We start from the raw sequence: 18,321 nt of genomic DNA, 5'->3' as shown, positions 1-18,321 counted from the left end.
TGCTCGAGGGATTAGGAAAGCAGTACGAAAAGATAAGCAATATCTTAAAAGGAACAAAGACGTATGAAAAGGATCTGTTCGCACTGTCGTGCGACATTTGAATGGCCGGTAACCCTTTTGCCGGAAGAGGAAAGTTTGTCTAAATTATCAGCATAAGAAATAGAAAATATATTAGTAAATGTTGTTAGAATGGATGCCAGATTAAACTGGGATACTAAATGTTCAATATGTGTATCTCTGCCGAAGTGATTCGCCAGAGGTACTTTTTTATCTTAAATTAATATATACATGAATAGATATGGAATGGATTAATGAATTGTTATGGGGAGAAGGGGTAGGGCATTCTATCCTTTTGTTATCCGTTGTGATCGCTCTGGGGATCCAGCTTGGTAAACTGAAGCTATTCGGTATCTCTTTAGGGATTACCATGGTACTGTTTGTCGGGATCTTTCTCGGGCATTTCGGTTTTACGGCGAATCCGTCGGTCGTTCATTTTTTTAGAGAGTTTGGTTTGATCTTATTTGTTTACTCGGTAGGTATGCAAGTAGGCCCCGGATTTTTCTCTTCGTTTCGAAAGGGAGGGATCACGTTGAATATGCTTGCTTGCGGTATTGTTTTTCTAGGGGTGATTACTGCCTTGATTATACATTATATTACAGGCATTCCTATACCGACAATGGTAGGTATCTTATCCGGAGCAGTGACGAATACACCGGGATTGGGCGCTGCTCAACAGGCTTATTCAGATATGACGGGGATCTCGGATGAAACGATCGCTTTAGGATATGCGGTTGCCTATCCGTTAGGTGTGATCGGCATTATCTTGTCGATGATTTTTATCCGTTATGTTTTCCGTATCTCTTTTGCGAAGGAGACGGAACAATTGGAAGAAGAGACGGATACGGAATCGGGAGGAGAGGCTGTACCTATCTCTTTGGTGGTGAAGAATCCGGCGATTTTTGGTCGTAGCGTAAGTGAGCTATCTAAATTGTTGGAACACCGTGAATTTGTTATTTCCCGTATTTTACGTAACGATACGAATCGGATAGAGATCGTGGCGGGGAACACGGTATTGAATGGGGATGATAAGATTTTTGTTATTACCGCAGAGCATGACGTGGAGGCGATAAAGACTTTTATCGGTCAAGAAATACAGATGGATCGTAAGCAATGGATTCCGGCGGAAAGCCAGTTTATCAGCCGGCGTATTTTGGTTACCCGGTCTGAAATCAACGGTAAGCAATTAGGGGCTTTGCAGTTACGCCGTTTACATGGAATTAACGTGACTCGGATCAATCGTGCGGGGCTGGAGTTGGTAGCTACTCCTAATCTGGTCTTGCAAATAGGCGACCGGGTGACAGTGGTCGGTAGTGAATTGGCGGTGGAGAAAGTTGCCGAGACGCTGGGTAATTCAATGAAACGCTTGAATGAACCTAATTTGGTGACTATTTTTGTTGGTATAGTTTTGGGTATTATCGTGGGAAGTCTTCCTATTAGTTTTCCGGGTATTCCTCAACCGGTGAAATTAGGATTAGCGGGAGGTCCGTTGATCGTTGCGATATTGATAAGCCGGTTCGGTTATCGTTATAAATTGGTTACTTATACCACGCAAAGTTCTAATTTACTATTGAGGGAATTAGGAATCACGTTGTTTCTCGCCTGCGTGGGATTGAGTGCGGGTGAAGGTTTTGTCGATACGATAGTCAATAAGGGTGGTGTAGCTTGGATCGGTTATGGTTTTATAATAACGTTATTGCCTCTACTGATTATCGGTTGTGTGGGAAGGTATTTTTATAAACTGAATTATTTTACGTTGATGGGATTGATTGCGGGAAGTACGACCGATCCTCCTGCGTTAGCCTATTCCAATATGGCGGCAGGAAATGATGCGCCGGCGGTTGGATATGCGACGGTTTATCCATTGACCATGTTTTTGCGTGTGTTGACCGCACAGTTAATGATATTATTCTTTTATACATAGAATAAATATTTTGTTGTTAGTAATGTTTAGAAAAGTGTAAACTCCCTAGCCTTCCGCCGAAGTGATTCGCCGGGGGGCTTTTTTGTTGCTAATCAAAAAGTAAACATGTATCTTTGCGGCCAATCAAGGTGTAGATGTTATCGATTCCGATAATAATCAGTAAAAGGGAATCCGGTGCGAGTCCGGAGCTGTACCCGTAGCTGTAAGTCCTTGGAGCCCCGGCAAATCTTGTTGCCACTGCCTATCGGATAGGCGGGAAGGTAGCCGACAGAGGGTGGACGAGCCAGAAAACCTGCCATGATTTTGTTATGCGACGTTTCGGGTGAAGACGTTGGTAAACCTAAGAATTATTATGCGAGATTTATATCTTATAAGATGTCTGTGCGTTTTTAGCGTATGGTTATTTTCTTTGGGTGTCGCTTTCGGTCAACAGATCGATACGACGGCCTATCACGAGCTTTCCGGGGTGGAAGTAGTGGAGAAGGTACGTCCGTCGGTCACCCGTGAAGGTACGCCTTTGCAAATTATGGACCGGGCGGGAATCGATCGCTTGGGAGTACAAGACCTATCCGAGGCCGTGAAACGCTTCTCGGGAGTTACAGTACAGGATTATGGGGGGATCGGAGGATTGAAAACGGTCTCGGTACGTAGCTTGGGAGCGAAGCATACCGCCGTCAGTTACGATGGGGTGACGATTACGGATGCGCAAAGCGGGCAAGTCGATATCAGCCGTTTCTCGTTGGATAACGTGGAGATGGTTTCCTTATCGATCGGACAATCGGATGACATCTTCCAAACGGCAAGGGTGTATGCCTCGGCAGGAGCCTTGAATATACAAACCGGAAAGCCCACGTTTAAAGACAAATCGTTTCATACTTATCTTAAGGTTAAGGGAGGTTCCTTCGGGCTTTTTAATCCCGTGCTGCATTATGATCAAAAATTAGGAAAGCGTTGGAGCGCATCCTTACATGGTGATTTCGTGCGTGCGGATGGGCAATATCCCTATACATTGATTAATGGGGAATTGGAGACGAGAGAGAAGCGTAGAAATAGCGATATCCATGCTTACCATTTGGAAGGTAATCTATTCGGCGATTTTGGAAGGGGAGGCGAACTTTCCTTTAAGGCGTACTATTTTGATTCGGAGCGGGGGCTTCCCGGTTCTGTTAATTTATATAACAAGAACACTTCTGAACGATTATGGGATAATAACTTTTTCGTGCAATCGGGGTATAAGAATGTTCTTAATGAGAAATTTACGCTACGGGCCATGGCTAAGTATAATTATGCTTTTACTCGTTATTTAGATATAAATGATAAATATGCTGCGGGCGAACAAGTCGATTTGAATACACAGAATGAGTATTATGGCTCTGTAGGTTTGCTGTATACTCCTATAAAGTATGTATCGGCGACGTTGACTACGGATTTAACTCGCTCTATGCTGGACAATAATTTTGTGAACGGCCCTAATCCAAAGCGAATGGCCTCTCAATCAGTACTAGCGGTGCAATATAAGAACAGTCGATTCACGGCTACCGCTAGTTTATTGGGAACATATATCACTGATAAAGTGGAGCAAGGGGAAAAACCGGATGATAAGAGGCGTTTATCCCCGGCTGTAAGTTTGTCTTGGCGGCCATTCTCGGAAAGTACTTTGCGGATACGTGCCTCTTACAAAGATATATTCCGGGTTCCTACATTTACGGACTTGTATTACCTCCGTATGGGAAATACAAATTTGAAACCGGAAGAAACTTCCCAATATAATGTAGGGGTAACATGGAGTTCTTCCTGTGGGGATTGGCTGCGGCATTTCAGTATTTCGGCGGATGGATATTATAATACGGTGAAAGATAAGATCGTGGCTTTACCTACCATGTATGTTTGGAAGATGATGAATATGGGCGAAGTGGATATTAAAGGGGTAGATGTAAATTTATCTACACAATTCCGATTGCCCTTACGAATGAGCTTGCTTTTGGCTTCCACTTATTCTTTTCAATACGCGGTTGATGTGACAGATCCGGAAGCTAAGAATTATAAGGATCAGATTCCTTATACACCTCGTCATTCTGGCACGGTTTCCGTAACCTTGGAAAATCCATGGGTAAATGTCTCTTATATACTGACTGCGGTTGGTGATCGTTATGCATTGCCGCAAAATATAGATCGGAACAGGATTGATTCTTATATAGAACAGAGTATTTCTATAAATCGAGATTTTCGTTTTCGATATTTCGGTTTGCGTTTGCAAGGTGAATTGTTAAATCTTGCGAACGTGAATTATGATGTTATTCAGTATTATCCCATGCCGGGCCGTTCTTGGCGTTTAAGTATTTGTTTATCCTATTAGTAAACTATAAAAGTAAAGTAATGAAAAAGAAGAATTTAGTTTGTGTCTCTGCCTTGTGTGCATTGATGTCTTTCTCGTTTGTCAGCTGTGATGATGACAATGAGCCTTCACTGAACATACCAAATGTATCTGTAACTAATGTCAGTTTTACGGATGAGAATCCGGAAGCTTTAAAAGTTAGCGGAACCTTAAATTGGACAGCTCCGTCTTCTGTTGACAATGTAACAAAGTACGTGATTTATGGTTCCTCTGATGGAACCGCTAAAGATATGAAAATTGCGGAGGTAGAAGTTGGAACACATTCATATGCTATTACGGATGTCGTAAATATAGGCTATTTATTAGTTATAGCCGCAAATGCGGAAGGTGAGTCTTCTGTTTATGCTTCCGTAAGAGTTATTGATTTTGTGAAGGATAGTTCTTTCATGGCTTTATATTTCTTGAATTCGGGCAATATGGGAAATAACAACTCTTCTTTATATATGTACGACATAGAAAAGGATGAGGTTGTCCCCGATTATTTCTTGGCTCAAAATGGCAGGGGGCTGGGAGATACGGCACAGGATATGATCGTGTATGGCGATAAGATGTATATCGCGGTATATGGAGAGTCTACGATAGAAGTGACAGATCTGAAGGCAAAATCCATTAAGCAAGTCAAGACAGAGGGGCAGCCCCGTTATATGGTATCAGAGGGTGGAAAAGTCTATATTAGCTATTATAATGGATATGTCGCTCGTTTGGATACCGCATCCTTGGAGGTTGAGGCGAAGGTAAAGGTCGGACGGAATCCGGAACAATTGGCGGTATCTTCTAATAAATTGTTTGTCTCAAACTCCGGAGGTATGGATTACAGTACCGAGGTTGGGTATGATAAAACGGTATCAGTGGTTGATCTGTCTACTTTTACAGAGATAAAGAAGTTGGATGTAGTATTGAATCCCACACGGATACAGGCGGATGAGCAAGGAAATGTATATGTGGTTTCTATGGGTAACTATGCGGATATACCCAATACGGTACAAAAGATAAATACGGAGACTTATGAGGTTACTTCCCTTACGAATTGTCCAAACGCAACGGAGATGGCCTATGAGGATGGCAAGCTATTTCTGTTCTATGCGCAATGGGGAATGTCTAGCCCTGCATTTTTAACATTTGATACAAAGAGTCAATCTGCGGGAACGAGCTTTATTACAGATGGAACCTCAATACAGTCCCCTTATTCAATCAGTGCCGTGGGTGGAAATGTCTATGTCGCAGAGTCTGATTATAAGAATAATGGCGATATTTATTGTTTCGGAGGTGACGGTAAATTGTTCAAGAAGTTTGAGGCCGGTTTAAATCCCATGAAAGTAGTCCTCGCTCAAAAAGATAATATCTAATGCGATTACTGATTCTCTTAGGGTTCGCTTTCTGGATGGTGGCATGTACGCCATCCGGAAAGCAAACTTCTTCCAAGGAAGCTCTTTCCTCTGATAGTATTCAATATGCCCAAGGTTTCACGGTTCAGCGCTTTGATACCTATACAATGGTGGAAGTTCGTGATCCGTGGGATAGTACTCGTCTGCTTCAACGCTATTTATTGGTAGACCGGACAAAGTCGGTTCCTGGCGGATTACCCAAAGGGACGATCGTGAAGGTCCCGGTAAAAGATATTGTGGTTTATACTTCTGTTCATGCGGCTATTATTGATCAATTGCACGAAATCAATAAGGTTATAGGTGTTTGTGAGCCTCGTTATATGGATACTCCTGCCATACAAGAGGGTATACAGGCCGGAAGAATCGCTGATTTAGGTGAGGCTACCTCTCCGAATATAGAGAAAATGATAGAGATCGGTGCGGAACTCGTGATAGCTTCCCCGTTTCAGAACAGTAGTTATGGGCCTGTCGAGAAGATAGGGATACCCATTATCGAAGGAGCCGACTATATGGAGGCATTTCCTTTGGGGCGCACGGAGTGGATTCGCTTTTATGGTTTGCTATTCGGAAAGGAAGAGATGGCCGATTCTATATTTAAAGAAACAGAGCAAGCCTATTTGTCTCTAAAGGACTTAACCGCAAATATAGATAATCGTCCTACTGTTTTGTCGGAGAAGAAGTTCGGCTCTTCGTGGTATGTACCATCCGGAGATAGTTATATGGCTCATCTTATCGAGGACGCCGGAGCCGATTATATGTTTAAGGATTTACCGGGTGCCGGAAGTACCCCCTTAGCATTTGAGACCGTGTTTGATAAAGCGATCCATGCGGATATTTGGCTTGTTAAATATAATCAGTCTTCTGAGATGACCTATAAAGATTTACGCTCCGAATATACTCCTTACGAGAATTTCGACGCTTTTAAAAAAAAACGGATTTATACCTGTAATACAGGTGCAGTTCCTTATTACGAGGAATTCCCTATACATCCGGAATATCTATTGAAAGATTTAATCTGGATTTTCCATCCGGAGCTAGTATTCGGGTATTCTCCTCGTTATTTTAGAGAAATGCCCTGATTGTCTTAAAGGTTTCATATCTTTGTTGAAATGTCGTTTCTAGACAAATAAAGGTATTAGACTATGAAGATAAAAAAGGTATATGCTGATGCTTTAACTACATTAGCGAAGGGAACAGATGCCGGGATTTACAGGTTGAATCCCAAACGAGTTGAAATCGTGAGTTGTGAGCAGGATGTAAAACGTGTTCTTGCTGAATGTGAGAAGACTGGTAAATCTGTAACCTTTAAAGCTGGGGGGACTTCTTTATCCGGCCAGACTATTTCAGATTCTGTATTGATGGAAATCAGTCCTGACTATGGAAAGGTTAAGATTTCAGGAGATGGGAGTTTGGCTAAATTCCCTTGTGGTATAACTGGAGAAGAGGCGAACCGCTGGTTGAAACCTTATGGCCGTAAGCTAGGGCCTAGCCCTGCCTCCATCAAATCCGCACGTATCGGCGGGATCGTAGCGAATAACTCGAGTGGTTCTAGCTATGGTATTATCCATAACTCCTATAATACGGTCCGGGATATGGAGATTATCTTTGCGGATGGAGCCTTTTTGGATACCTCTTCGTTAGCGAGTCGCAGGGATTTCATGCAAACGCATATAGGCTTATTGGAGAAGTTGATGAATTTCCGTTTGGAGATCTTGTTGAATCCAGACATGGAAGACCGGATTCTATCTAAATATGAGTTGAAGAATACATGCGGTTATGGAATGAACTCTTTCTTGGATTATACCGATCCATACGATATACTCATGCATTTAATGGTTGGCTCGGAAGGAACCTTAGGGTTTATTTCTTCGGTTACTTTCGAGACAGTCTCCGATGAGGTTTTAAAAGCTTCCGCCTTGATTTATTTCCCCTCTTTGATGGAGGCGTGCAGAGCCATAGCCCCGTTACGCCAATGCAAGGTGTCCGCCGCCGAGTTGATGGATAGAAACGCCTTACATGCGGTAGAGGATGAACCGGGGATGCCGGAGATATTACATTCTTTACCCGAGGATGCGGTAGCGTTGCTGATCGACACGTCTTCTAATTCGGAAGAAGAACTTCAAATCCAATTCCGGGATATAGAGGAGCGGCTAGCAGATATACAGACCTTATATCCGGTATCATTTACGACCGATCCGAAGCTTTACGCTACTTATTGGCGGGTACGAAACGGTTTATTTACTTCCGCTGCGGGAAGACGGCCACGGGGGACGGTATCTATTATTGAAGATATTGCTTTCCGGGAAGAGGTTTTAGGAGAGGCTTTGGAACAAGTGCGTGGGGTCTTGTCGGATTATGGATACGGAAATGCGGTGATGTGGGGACATTTATTGGATGGAAACGTTCATTTCACGATTTTTCCGGATATAAACGCACAGGAAGGTATCGATCATTACGCTTCTTTTATGCGTAGCCTTGTAGATGTGGTACTTTACTACGACGGTAGCTTGAAAGCGGAGCATGGCACGGGACGAAATATGGCTCCATTTGTTAAAGATGAATGGGGTGAGGAGATTTATGAGTTGATGTGGAAGATCAAAAGGCTCTTTGACCCGGAAAATATATTAAATCCGGGTGTCCTTTTAAATCGGGACCCGGATGTGTTTATAAAGAACTTAAAGCAAATACCGTTGGCGAATGAGCTGATCGATAAATGCATCGAGTGTGGTTTTTGTGAGATACAATGTCCGTCAAGGCATGTGACATTGACACCCCGGCAACGTATCGTGATCTATAGGGAATTATCGGCTTTGGCGGAACAGGGGGAAACAAACTCTAAGCGATATAAAGAACTCAAGAAAGCCTTTAACTATAAAGGTAACGCTACCTGCGCTACCGATGGCCTATGTGCTACGGCATGTCCGGTTGGCATTAATACCGGTTTATTGATCAAAGAGTTACGGTGGAAAGAGAATGGTGTCTTGGCGAATGCTATCGCTTCGGGCATCGCCGGGAATATGGGAACCGTAACGGGTATGCTTCGTCCTTTGCTTAAGCTGCCCCATGTGCTTTCAAAGCTGGTGGGGTATAACGCATTCGAGAGATTTGCCTCTTTCTTGTTTAGGGCTTCCGCTCATAAATTCCCGCTTTGGACTCGGCATACACCTTCTGGCGCATCAAAGTTCAAGGAACTGACGGGTGTAGAGAATGGGATGGAAATGGTTTATTTCCCATCTTGTATTACCCGTACGATGGGAGCTTCAGCTGATTATGAAGATGTGGACTTTGTAAGTGTAACGGAACAAATAATCGCTTTATTGACAAGAGCGGACTTTACGATTCGTTATCCTGAGAATCTAAGTAAGCTTTGTTGCGGCATGGCTTTTAGCAGTAAAGGGTTCCGGAAGCAAGCGGCGCAGAAGGCGGAGGAATTGAATGAGGCTCTTTTGCGGGCGAGCGATAACGGCCGCTTGCCTATTTTGTGTGACATGAGCCCTTGCTTGCTGCATATGAGGGAAACCTTGGATAAACGTTTACGATTATATGAACCTGTGGAGTTTATCTATGACTTTATGCGTGATCGTCTGAACTTTACTAAGTTGCCGGTTACGGTAGCGGTACACTCTACTTGTAGTACAACGAAGATGGGAGTACAAGACAAGCTGGTGGAACTGGCGGGCTTATGCGCGAACCGGGTGGTCTCTCCCGCTCAAGTTACTTGTTGCGGTTGGGCGGGCGATCGTGGTTTCTTCTATCCGGAACTAAACGCTTCCGGTCTTCATTACTTGAAACCGAACTTGCATGGGGCGACGGAAGGATATAGCAATAGCCGTACGTGCGAGATTGGTTTGACGATGAATAGTGGGATATCCTATAAGTCGATCGTATATTTAGTGGAAAAGGCTACCCGTTAAAAATCAAAAACCCCGGTTTCGTACAACTGAAACCCGGGGCTTTGTAGTTTGGCATTCGAAATTATAGGGAGTTTTATTTCATAGATTTTTTTTATTCATATTATGCGTAACCGTTAAGCATTCCGTTGAAATACATCGGTTTTAAAATATATACCTTTAAGATCCAAGCAAGCCATTGCTCTTTTGATGTATCGATCATCGAGAATGGGAATGAAATGTCTGGTTTCTTTTCGTAGTCAAACTCACAAAGCAACACATGACCGTAATCCGTGACGATCGGGCAAGCGGCATAACCGTTGTATTTCTCGGTCGGCTCTTTGCCTTCCATGAGCGCGATCAGGTTCTTGGCGGCGATAGGTACTTGCTTACGGATAGCGGCAGATGTTTTACTGGTCGGGATACCGGCTACATCACCCAGAGAAACGATGTTCTGGTATTTCTTATGTACCAAGGTCTCTTTATCGACCATTACCCATGCGTCTGCGGCCAATTTACCTTCTGTCCAACCTAATCCGGCATCACGAACGAAATCAGGAGCGGACATAGGCGGGGTGAAGTGTAAGAAATCGTAATCCTCTACGAACGGCGTTACGATCTTTTCTTCGCCTTTTGTCTCTATCTTCTCAAAATGTACTTGCTTCGCGGATGTGTCTACACCTTTTACACGTACATTCAAGTTAATAGGTATGTTACGTTCATTATATATTTCTAGCAAGCGAGGTGTGAAATACGGGATATCGTATAGTTCCTTCGATGCGGTAAAATAATTCAATTGCAGCTTGTCGCGTGTCCCTTGTTTCCTTGCGTAATGTTCGGATAATAAACAGATCTTTTTGGGGGCGCCACCACATTTATGTTTTGTATAGGTATCGGTATAAATACCTTTGCCTCCTTTTTTAGCGAATTCTTGAAGAGCTTTCCATGTCTTTTGGGCTCCTTCGAAATCGTAAATAGAGTTTGCGTTTCCTTGTCCCAAGGTATCGTGGGTAATACCCTCTACTTTTTCCCAGTTACATTGTAATCCCGGGGTCAGTACTAAAAAGTCGTATGGAATCTTTCCGTTACTTTTGGTCGTTACTTGATTCCATACGGGATCAACCGCGGCGACCGAGTCCTTTATCCATTTTATACCGCTAGGCATACAATCCTCTTGCTTCTTCCAAACATCTTCCGGTTGGTACACACCTGAGGCGATCAGAGTGAATCCCGGTTGATAAAACTGACGATCGCTGGGGTCAATCAGGGTGATATCCGGTTCATCAAGCCAATGTTTTAATCGGGCAGCCATACTGATACCAGCGGCTCCTCCACCGATAATAACGATTTTACCTTTTGCGCTGCTTGAAAAAGCGTTTGCTTTTCCGGTATTAGCTCCCGCGATCAGTCCTGTCGCCGCTAATAACTTAAAGAAATGTCGTCTGTCGACACCTTTCTTTTCTAGCGCATCTAATTGTTTCTCCAGTTCGTGTTTCATCATGTCGAAAGAATTTAAGATTTTATTCGCCGGCAAAGGAAACATAATAAATTACGGTAGCCATGAAAATGACTACTACACGACTTGCGCAAATGATTTTTTTATTGAATAAGACTACTACAAGACTTTCTCAATCTCTTTCTATGTGCGTTTAATATGCTGTTATGTAGAATATTATATATTAAGCATATTCTAGAAAATATTTTTAGTAGTTCATTAAGAAATCGACAAGATTCGTATCCCCATCAAGGGCTAATCGCTTTCTTAAGCGGTATCTTCTTAGCTCGATAGCTCGTACGGATACATTCATTAACGACGCGATTTCCTTCGTGGAAAGGTTCATGCGGAGTAAACAACAAATGCGCAAATCGCCTGCCGTTATATCTGCGTATTGCTGGCGTAAACGATCCATGAAATTCTGGTGGGCGCTATTAAAATAGGTCTCGAACTGCACCCAATCCGCTTGATCGTTCAAGGTAGATTCGATCAAGGAACGTAAACGGGTATATAACTTATTGGGATATCGGTCACCCAATGTCTCTTTCTGTTTATCCAGTTCTTCCAACAAAGCTTGGATTGCCTCGTTTCTTTTTACCAAAGCTGTTGTTTGGAGAGTAAGCTCATTGTTTTTGTTTTGCAACTCCGTTTCCAGCATCTCGCTTTTCATTTGTTGAAGCCTTTGCTGTTCGGCTTGTCGTTCAGCCTCCAACATTTCTTGTTCTTTTTTTCGCAAGTTCCTTAAATGATACCGAAGCCCTTCTTGAATGGCGAACCATATCAAAGCGACGTAGATCAAATAGGCCCATACGGTATTATACCAAGGAGGGCGCACCGTGATTTGCATCGTGATCTCGGGAAACGGACCCCGGGTTACATATTTACGTACCCTTAGCTCATAAGTTCCTTCCGGAAGTTGTAAGAAGGTAATTTTGCCGTCTTTCTGCCAAGAAGACCAATCGGCGGATACCCCTTCCAGCTTATAACTGATTTGGTGATTAGGGGTGAATACCGTTGTCCCGATATATAGCGAGAGTTCTTGGAAGTTATGGGGCATGTTGATTCTTTGAGTATCTGGATATAAATAATGTGTACCTTCTTGATCTTGATACTCGATGCGCATAAACCGTGGCATCGTCAATCCTCCTAGGCTTCCCTCTATTAATTGGCGGGTGTTGATTAATAGGGTTCCTTGCATGGCGGATACCAAATCAAGAGAATCATTCAAGGGGATGATCCGTTTGCCGTTGGTCACCAGATTCAGATCGTAATTATCGAATAGGATCCGGCATTTTAAAGTTCCTGTACCGTTTTCCCGATGGAAGAGTCCGGCCTCATTCTGGATCGTGAGCCAATACAAATTGTCTGGAACCGGGTAAATACTTTCTGCGTTGGCGAATACGCCCAATACATCTTTATTCTTAAATAAAGTGCTTACCGATAAATGATTGTCGGCCGTATCCGGATGGATATATGAACGTCCGATCTCACCGGATATCGGGGTAAACTTATCACCAAACATCAAGCTCCGGCTGAAGTAGCCGAGATTTGTCCGGATATAGAGGCGGTTATCCTCTTTTGCAGCGTCTTCCAACTTTCCGATCTGGCTTCTTTTACCTAACATGGCGATGGGAGGATTGATATCTATTTGGGAGATACCATTATCCAAGGCGACCCAGATTAAGTTATTATCCTGTACGCAGATGGAACGTACGATATTATCTTGTAACTGATTGTTGATGTTGAGGTGTTGAAAGATTTCCCCTTCGTCATTGGTGATATAAATACCGGATGTTGATGTTCCCGTGAAATTGAGACCTCCGGCGCTAGCGAAGGAAGTTGGGTGCTTCTCCTCGATTTCTTTCGGGATCGTGTAATTCGTCTCGGGATCATCGAAATTTATATATGACGGGAGCGTATCGATCGGATAGTATTCCAGATTTCCGAGTTTGTCGTATAGCCAATAGCCTAACGATGATTTGCCTTGGGTATAAATAGAATCGTTCTGGAAAGATACTTTATAAATAGGGGTTTTATCCGGTAATGGATATGTGTTCCATGTATTCCCGTCAAAAGTAACCAGACCGGAATTATTAGCTACATATAAGATGCCATGATAGGAAACCGCTAAATCCCAATTTTGGCAACTAGCCTTATAATCGTCTACGGAATAATTTTGTACGAGGATAGAGGGAGCGACCACAGACGCACGCAAGGCGAAAACCGCCAGTATAGATAATAATATGATAAAAGGTAGCCGTCTGTACATGGTCTTTAAACTATAGAGACAAGGCATAAAGCCTTGTCTCTTTATATTACACACATGCAAATATAATCAAATTTTGATTACTTGTACTCCTGCCAGCTCTTAATCTGTATATCTTCTACGTTCATATTGCAGAAAGCGTCGATAAAGGCGCTAGCCAGACGGGCGTTTGTGATCAATGGAATGTTATGATCGATCGCCGCACGGCGGATCTTATAGCCATTGGTCAACTCACGTTTGCTATGATCTTTCGGGATATTTACTACCAATTCGAAAGCGTGATTGCTGAACATATCCATGATGTTCAAATCACCTTCCTCATCCGGCCAGCAAACGGCGGTTGCCTTGATTCCGTTATCGTTTAGGAACTTGGCGGTTCCGTGCGTACCATAGATCGTGTAACCCTTGGCATCCAGCATGCGGCAAGGCTCCAATAAATCGACCTTACTCTTAGCTGCGCCGGAAGATACTAAAATGTTCTTCTTAGGAATACTGTTGCCTACGGCGATCATGGCGGAAAGCAAAGCCTCGTTGAAATCGTCGCCTATACAACCTACCTCGCCGGTGGAGCTCATGTCCACACCTAATACAGGGTCTGCCTTGTGCAAACGGGCGAATGAGAACTGGGAAGCCTTGATTCCGATCCAGTCGATATCGAACGCACTCTTATCCGGTTTCGTATACGGAGCGTCCAGCATGATGCGGGTAGCCGTCTCGATAAAGTTGCGTTTCAATACTTTAGATACAAACGGGAAACTACGTGAGGCACGTAAGTTACATTCGATTACTTTCACGAAGTTATTCTTCGCCAAGAACTGGATATTGAACGGACCGCTGATATTTAACTCCTTCGCGATCATCTTGCTTACTTTCTTGATGCGGCGGGCTGTCTCGAAGTAAATCTTCTGAGCCGGGAACACCAAGGTAGCGTCACCGGAGTGAACACCGGCGAACTCGATATGCTCGGAGATCGCGTACTCAACCACCTCGCCATTCATAGCGACAGCGTCGAACTCGATCTCTTTCGTTCCTTGCATGAACTCGGATACGACCACCGGATATTCCTTGGAAACCTTAGCGGCCAAATCCAAGAACTCGATCATCTGCTCTTTCGTATGGCAAACGTTCATCGCCGCTCCGGACAATACGTAAGACGGACGGATCAAGATCGGGAAACCTACTTTCTCGATAAACGCGTCGATCTCTTCCATGCTGGTAAGCTCTGCCCAACGAGGTTGGTCGATACCTAGCGAATCCAACATCGCGGAGAATTTATGACGGTTCTCGGCACGGTCGATCGATAACGGGGAAGTACCCAATACCGGAACATTCTGGCGGTACAGTTTCATCGCCAAGTTGTTCGGGATCTGTCCACCTACGGAGACGATCACGCCCTTCGGCAATTCCAGATCGATCACGTCTAGCACGCGTTCGAATGAAAGCTCGTCGAAGTAAAGACGGTCGCACATATCGTAGTCGGTAGATACGGTCTCCGGGTTATAGTTGATCATGATCGATTTATAACCTAGCTTACGAGCGGTCTGGGCGGCATTCACCGAACACCAGTCGAACTCAACGGACGAGCCGATACGGTAAGCTCCGGACCCCAAGATAATCACGCTCTTCTCATTCGGGTAGTAGGTGATATCGTGCGGCGTGCCGTCGTAAGTCATATATAGATAGTTGGTCAATTCCGGGTGTTCGGAAGCGATCGTGTTGATACGTTTCACGGTAGGGAGAATGCCCATTTTCTTACGTAAGTTGCGTACGCGGATATTCTCTTTCTCCATATTGCCTTCCGGGCTCTCTACGTAACGAGCGATCTGGAAGTCCGAGAAACCAAGGCGTTTCGCCTCTTTCAATACATCCTCCGGAAGATCCTCGATCTTGTTGTAACCTTTCAATACGTTGGCGTAATCCACGATATTCTTCAAGCCCTCCAAGAACCAGCGTGTGATCTTTGACAACTCATGGATCTTGTCTACGCTATATCCCTGTTCCAAGGCTTGCGCCACGGCGAAGATACGCAAGTCGGTAGGGTTCGCCAACTCCTCGTCCAAGTTATCGAAATGGATATCGTTGTTACCTACGAAACCATGCATTCCTTGTCCGATCATACGAAGCCCCTTCTGCATGATCTCCTCGAAGCTCTTACCGATCGACATGATCTCGCCGACGGATTTCATGCTGGAACCGATCTGGCGGCTGACACCCACGAACTTCGTCAAGTCCCAACGCGGGATCTTCACGATCATATAATCTACCTCCGGCGCTTTGTACGCGGAGTTCGGAGTACCCATCTCGCCGATCTCGTCCAATCCGTAGCCCAACGCCAACTTAGCGGCAACGAAAGCCAATGGATAACCGCTGGCCTTGGATGCCAAGGCGGAAGAACGGCTCAAGCGAGCGTTCACCTCAATCACGCGGTAATCGCAAGTCTCGGAGTTGAAAGCGTATTGGATATTACATTCACCCACGATACCTAAGTGGCGGATCGTCTTGGTAGAAAGTTCTTTCAATAAATCTAATTCTTTCTCGGTCAAGGAGCAAGTCGGAGCTACTACGATACTCTCGCCGGTGTGTACGCCTAGCGGGTCTACGTTCTCCATGCTCACTACCGTGAAGCAATGGTCGTTCTTGTCGCGGATCACCTCGAACTCGATCTCTTTCCAACCCTTCAAAGATTCCTCGACCAAGATCTGGGATGAGTAAGCGAAAGCGCTTTCCGCCAAGGTGCGAAGCTCGGCCTCGTCCTTACAGATACCACTGCCCATACCACCTAATGCGTAAGCGGAACGGATCATTACGGGGAAACCGATCTTATAAGCGGCAGCCACGGCGTCGTCCATGCTTTCTACGGCTTGGCTGATCGGGGTCTTCACTTCTATCTCGTTCAGTTTCTTAACAAATAGGTCACGGTCCTCGGTGTACATGATAGCCTCAACGGATGTACCCAATACTTTCACGCCATATTTAGCCAACGTGCCGCTGGTGTAAAGTTGAGTACCGCAGTTCAAAGCGGTCTGCCCGCCAAACGCCAATAGGATTCCGTCCGGTTGTTCTTTTTTGATAACTTCCTCCACGAAGTAAGGAGTGATAGGCAAGAAATATACCTTATCGGCTACTCCCTCGGATGTTTGGATAGTCGCGATATTCGGATTTAGCAATACGGTACTGATCCCTTCTTCTTTCAGAGCCTTTAACGCTTGCGAACCAGAGTAGTCAAACTCCCCGGCCTGTCCGATCTTCAGGGCACCCGAGCCCAGAACAATCACCTTTTTGATATCACTTTTCGACATAGTAATTTGGGTTGTTTTGTTTATTATAATGATTTTAGAATATTATACTTTATATTATATCACCGGACCGATGGACACAAAAAAAATGCGTTAGTAAAAGTAACCAACGCATCTTATATAACCAAATTATAATCCCGTAAAATAGAGAAAAGAGCCTCAACCTCCGACATATAACCGGAATAGAACTTCGGATTATCCTTATGTGTCTTGTTTGTCATCTGCTCTCTCTTCAAAATTTCGGCAAAGATAGGGCTTTTGTTTGAAAGAACAAGTTATTTTCTTAAATTTGTAGTATTGTATCAGAAAAAAGAAAGCTTATGGCACGAATAACGATTCCTTATGCGGTAGCGGATTTTGTAGAGATGCGGGAACGCAATTTCTACTATGTGGACAAGACCGATTTCATTCCGGGCTTGGAAGACTATAAGGCTCCAGTCTTCTTGCGTCCCCGTCGTTTCGGGAAAAGCCTGTTTATCTCTACCTTGGCTTGTTACTACGACCGTACCAAGGCCGACCGGTTCGAGGAACTGTTCGGCGGGACTTGGATCGGGGAGCACCCGACGGAGGAGCATAATCGTTATATGATCGTGCGCTATGATTTTTCCAAGATGGTGATGGCCGATGACATGGAAGGGTTGGAGCGGAATTTCAACGATCTGAATCGTTCTCCCGTGGAGATCATGGTAACGCATAACCGGGACTTGTTTAAGGATTTTCAGTTCTCCAGCAAGAAAGAGGCCTCCAAGATGCTTGAGGAAGCTTTGGGGTACGCCCGTGAGCATGGACTGCCTAAAGTGTATGTGTTGATCGATGAGTACGATAATTTCACCAATCAGTTGTTGACGGCCTACAAGGATCCGCTCTATGAGCAGGTAACCACGAAGGATAGTTTCCTGCGCACTTTCTTCAAGGTGATCAAAGCGGGTATCGGCGAAGGTAGTATCCGTACATGTTTCTGCACGGGGGTTCTTCCCGTCACGATGGATGATTTGACCAGCGGATATAATATAGCGGAGATCTTGACCTTGCATCCGAGGTTTCTGGATATGCTTGGTTTTACGTATGAGGAAGCGAGCGCTTATCTGGGATACGTGTTGAAGAAGTATGGCACGGGGCAGGACTCTTTTGAGGAACTTTGGCAACTGATCGTGAACAACTACGACGGCTATCGTTTCCGTCCCGGCGCGGAGCCTTTGTTCAATTCCACGATCTTGACCTATTTCTTTAAGAACTTCGCCACGATGGATGGTATGATCCCGAGTGAGCTGGTGGATGAGAACCTGCGTACGGATATCGGTTGGATCCGTCGCTTGACCCTCTCGCAAGAGAACTCCAAGGAGATGCTGGATGCGTTGGTGATTGACGACGAGTTATCCTATAACGTTTCCGACCTGTCGAGCAAGTTCAACAAGAGGAAATTCTTCGACAAGAACTTCTATCCGGTCAGCCTCTTTTATCTGGGTATGACCACGCTGCGGAATAATTACCGCATGGTGCTACCCAACCTTACGATGCGCAGCATCTACATGGACTATTATAACGAGATGAATCATATAGAGGGAAACGCCCAACGCTATGTGCCTACTTACGAGCGTTTCACGGAAGAGCGT

Annotated in this window: 9 protein-coding genes and 1 riboswitch; of the genes, 6 read left to right on the top strand and 3 right to left on the bottom strand. The window is 44.5% G+C overall.

The window, feature by feature from the left end; all coding sequences use genetic code 11:
* Window positions 1-298 precede the first annotated feature (298 nt).
* The 5 genes from QVP94_RS10030 to QVP94_RS10010 all read left to right on the top strand — a co-directional run bounded on the left by QVP94_RS10030 (window position 299) and on the right by QVP94_RS10010 (window position 9,675).
* Window positions 299-1,981 (top strand): putative transporter, encoded by a 1,683-nt coding sequence (locus QVP94_RS10030; protein ID WP_005859616.1) that lies wholly within the window; start codon window positions 299-301, stop codon window positions 1,979-1,981.
* 109 nt (window positions 1,982-2,090) lie between these two features.
* Window positions 2,091-2,295: riboswitch (cobalamin riboswitch) on the top strand.
* Window positions 2,296-2,333: 38 nt separating this feature from the next.
* Window positions 2,334-4,337: a TonB-dependent receptor plug domain-containing protein gene (locus tag QVP94_RS10025; RefSeq protein WP_005859614.1), complete on the top strand. Its 2,004-nt coding sequence runs from the start codon at window positions 2,334-2,336 to the stop codon at window positions 4,335-4,337.
* Between the two features lie 20 nt (window positions 4,338-4,357).
* Window positions 4,358-5,722, top strand: coding sequence for a DUF5074 domain-containing protein (locus QVP94_RS10020; protein ID WP_005859612.1), 1,365 nt, complete (start codon window positions 4,358-4,360; stop codon window positions 5,720-5,722).
* Window positions 5,722-6,840, top strand: a complete 1,119-nt coding sequence (locus QVP94_RS10015; protein ID WP_009275342.1) for an ABC transporter substrate-binding protein — start codon at window positions 5,722-5,724, stop codon at window positions 6,838-6,840. Before QVP94_RS10020 ends, QVP94_RS10015 begins: the two co-directional genes overlap by 1 nt.
* 63 nt (window positions 6,841-6,903) lie before the next feature.
* Window positions 6,904-9,675: an FAD-binding and (Fe-S)-binding domain-containing protein gene (locus QVP94_RS10010; protein WP_022192526.1), complete on the top strand. Its 2,772-nt coding sequence runs from the start codon at window positions 6,904-6,906 to the stop codon at window positions 9,673-9,675.
* A 100-nt stretch (window positions 9,676-9,775) separates the two neighbouring features.
* Here the strand turns inward: QVP94_RS10010 and QVP94_RS10005 are convergent, their stop codons facing one another.
* From QVP94_RS10005 to carB, 3 genes are all read right to left on the bottom strand, one after another.
* A complete protein-coding gene (locus tag QVP94_RS10005; protein ID WP_005867456.1) occupies window positions 9,776-11,152 on the bottom strand; it encodes an NAD(P)/FAD-dependent oxidoreductase in 1,377 nt (458 codons plus the stop codon).
* Window positions 11,153-11,354: 202 nt separating this feature from the next.
* Window positions 11,355-13,415, bottom strand: coding sequence for a ligand-binding sensor domain-containing protein (locus QVP94_RS10000; protein WP_288213229.1), 2,061 nt, complete (start codon window positions 13,413-13,415; stop codon window positions 11,355-11,357).
* Window positions 13,416-13,492: 77 nt separating this feature from the next.
* Complete coding sequence (carB, locus tag QVP94_RS09995; protein WP_005859594.1) at window positions 13,493-16,711, bottom strand: carbamoyl-phosphate synthase (glutamine-hydrolyzing) large subunit; 3,219 nt, start codon at window positions 16,709-16,711, stop codon at window positions 13,493-13,495.
* A 317-nt stretch (window positions 16,712-17,028) separates the two neighbouring features.
* Here carB and QVP94_RS09990 point away from each other — a divergent pair.
* On the top strand, window positions 17,029-18,321 hold a 1,293-nt coding region (locus tag QVP94_RS09990; protein ID WP_288213228.1), incomplete at its 3' end, for an ATP-binding protein.

Origin of the sequence: Parabacteroides sp. CAG:2 (assembly GCF_000436315.1) — a bacterium.
GTDB classification, from domain to species: domain Bacteria; phylum Bacteroidota; class Bacteroidia; order Bacteroidales; family Tannerellaceae; genus Parabacteroides; species Parabacteroides distasonis.
The sequence above is the reverse complement of the archived record's forward strand: the minus strand, read 5'-3'. Positions and strand labels throughout refer to the sequence as shown.

Excerpts from the sequence above, each read along its gene's own strand:
- QVP94_RS10030 (WP_005859616.1), top strand. The coding sequence starts at position 299 with ATGGAATGGATTAATGAATTGTTATGGGGAGAAGGGGTAGGGCATTCT.
- QVP94_RS10025 (WP_005859614.1), top strand. The coding sequence starts at position 2,334 with ATGCGAGATTTATATCTTATAAGATGTCTGTGCGTTTTTAGCGTATGG.
- QVP94_RS10020 (WP_005859612.1), top strand. The coding sequence starts at position 4,358 with ATGAAAAAGAAGAATTTAGTTTGTGTCTCTGCCTTGTGTGCATTGATG.
- QVP94_RS10015 (WP_009275342.1), top strand. The coding sequence starts at position 5,722 with ATGCGATTACTGATTCTCTTAGGGTTCGCTTTCTGGATGGTGGCATGT.
- QVP94_RS10010 (WP_022192526.1), top strand. The coding sequence starts at position 6,904 with ATGAAGATAAAAAAGGTATATGCTGATGCTTTAACTACATTAGCGAAG.
- QVP94_RS10005 (WP_005867456.1), bottom strand. The coding sequence starts at position 11,152 with ATGATGAAACACGAACTGGAGAAACAATTAGATGCGCTAGAAAAGAAA.
- QVP94_RS10000 (WP_288213229.1), bottom strand. The coding sequence starts at position 13,415 with ATGTACAGACGGCTACCTTTTATCATATTATTATCTATACTGGCGGTT.
- carB (WP_005859594.1), bottom strand. The coding sequence starts at position 16,711 with ATGTCGAAAAGTGATATCAAAAAGGTGATTGTTCTGGGCTCGGGTGCC.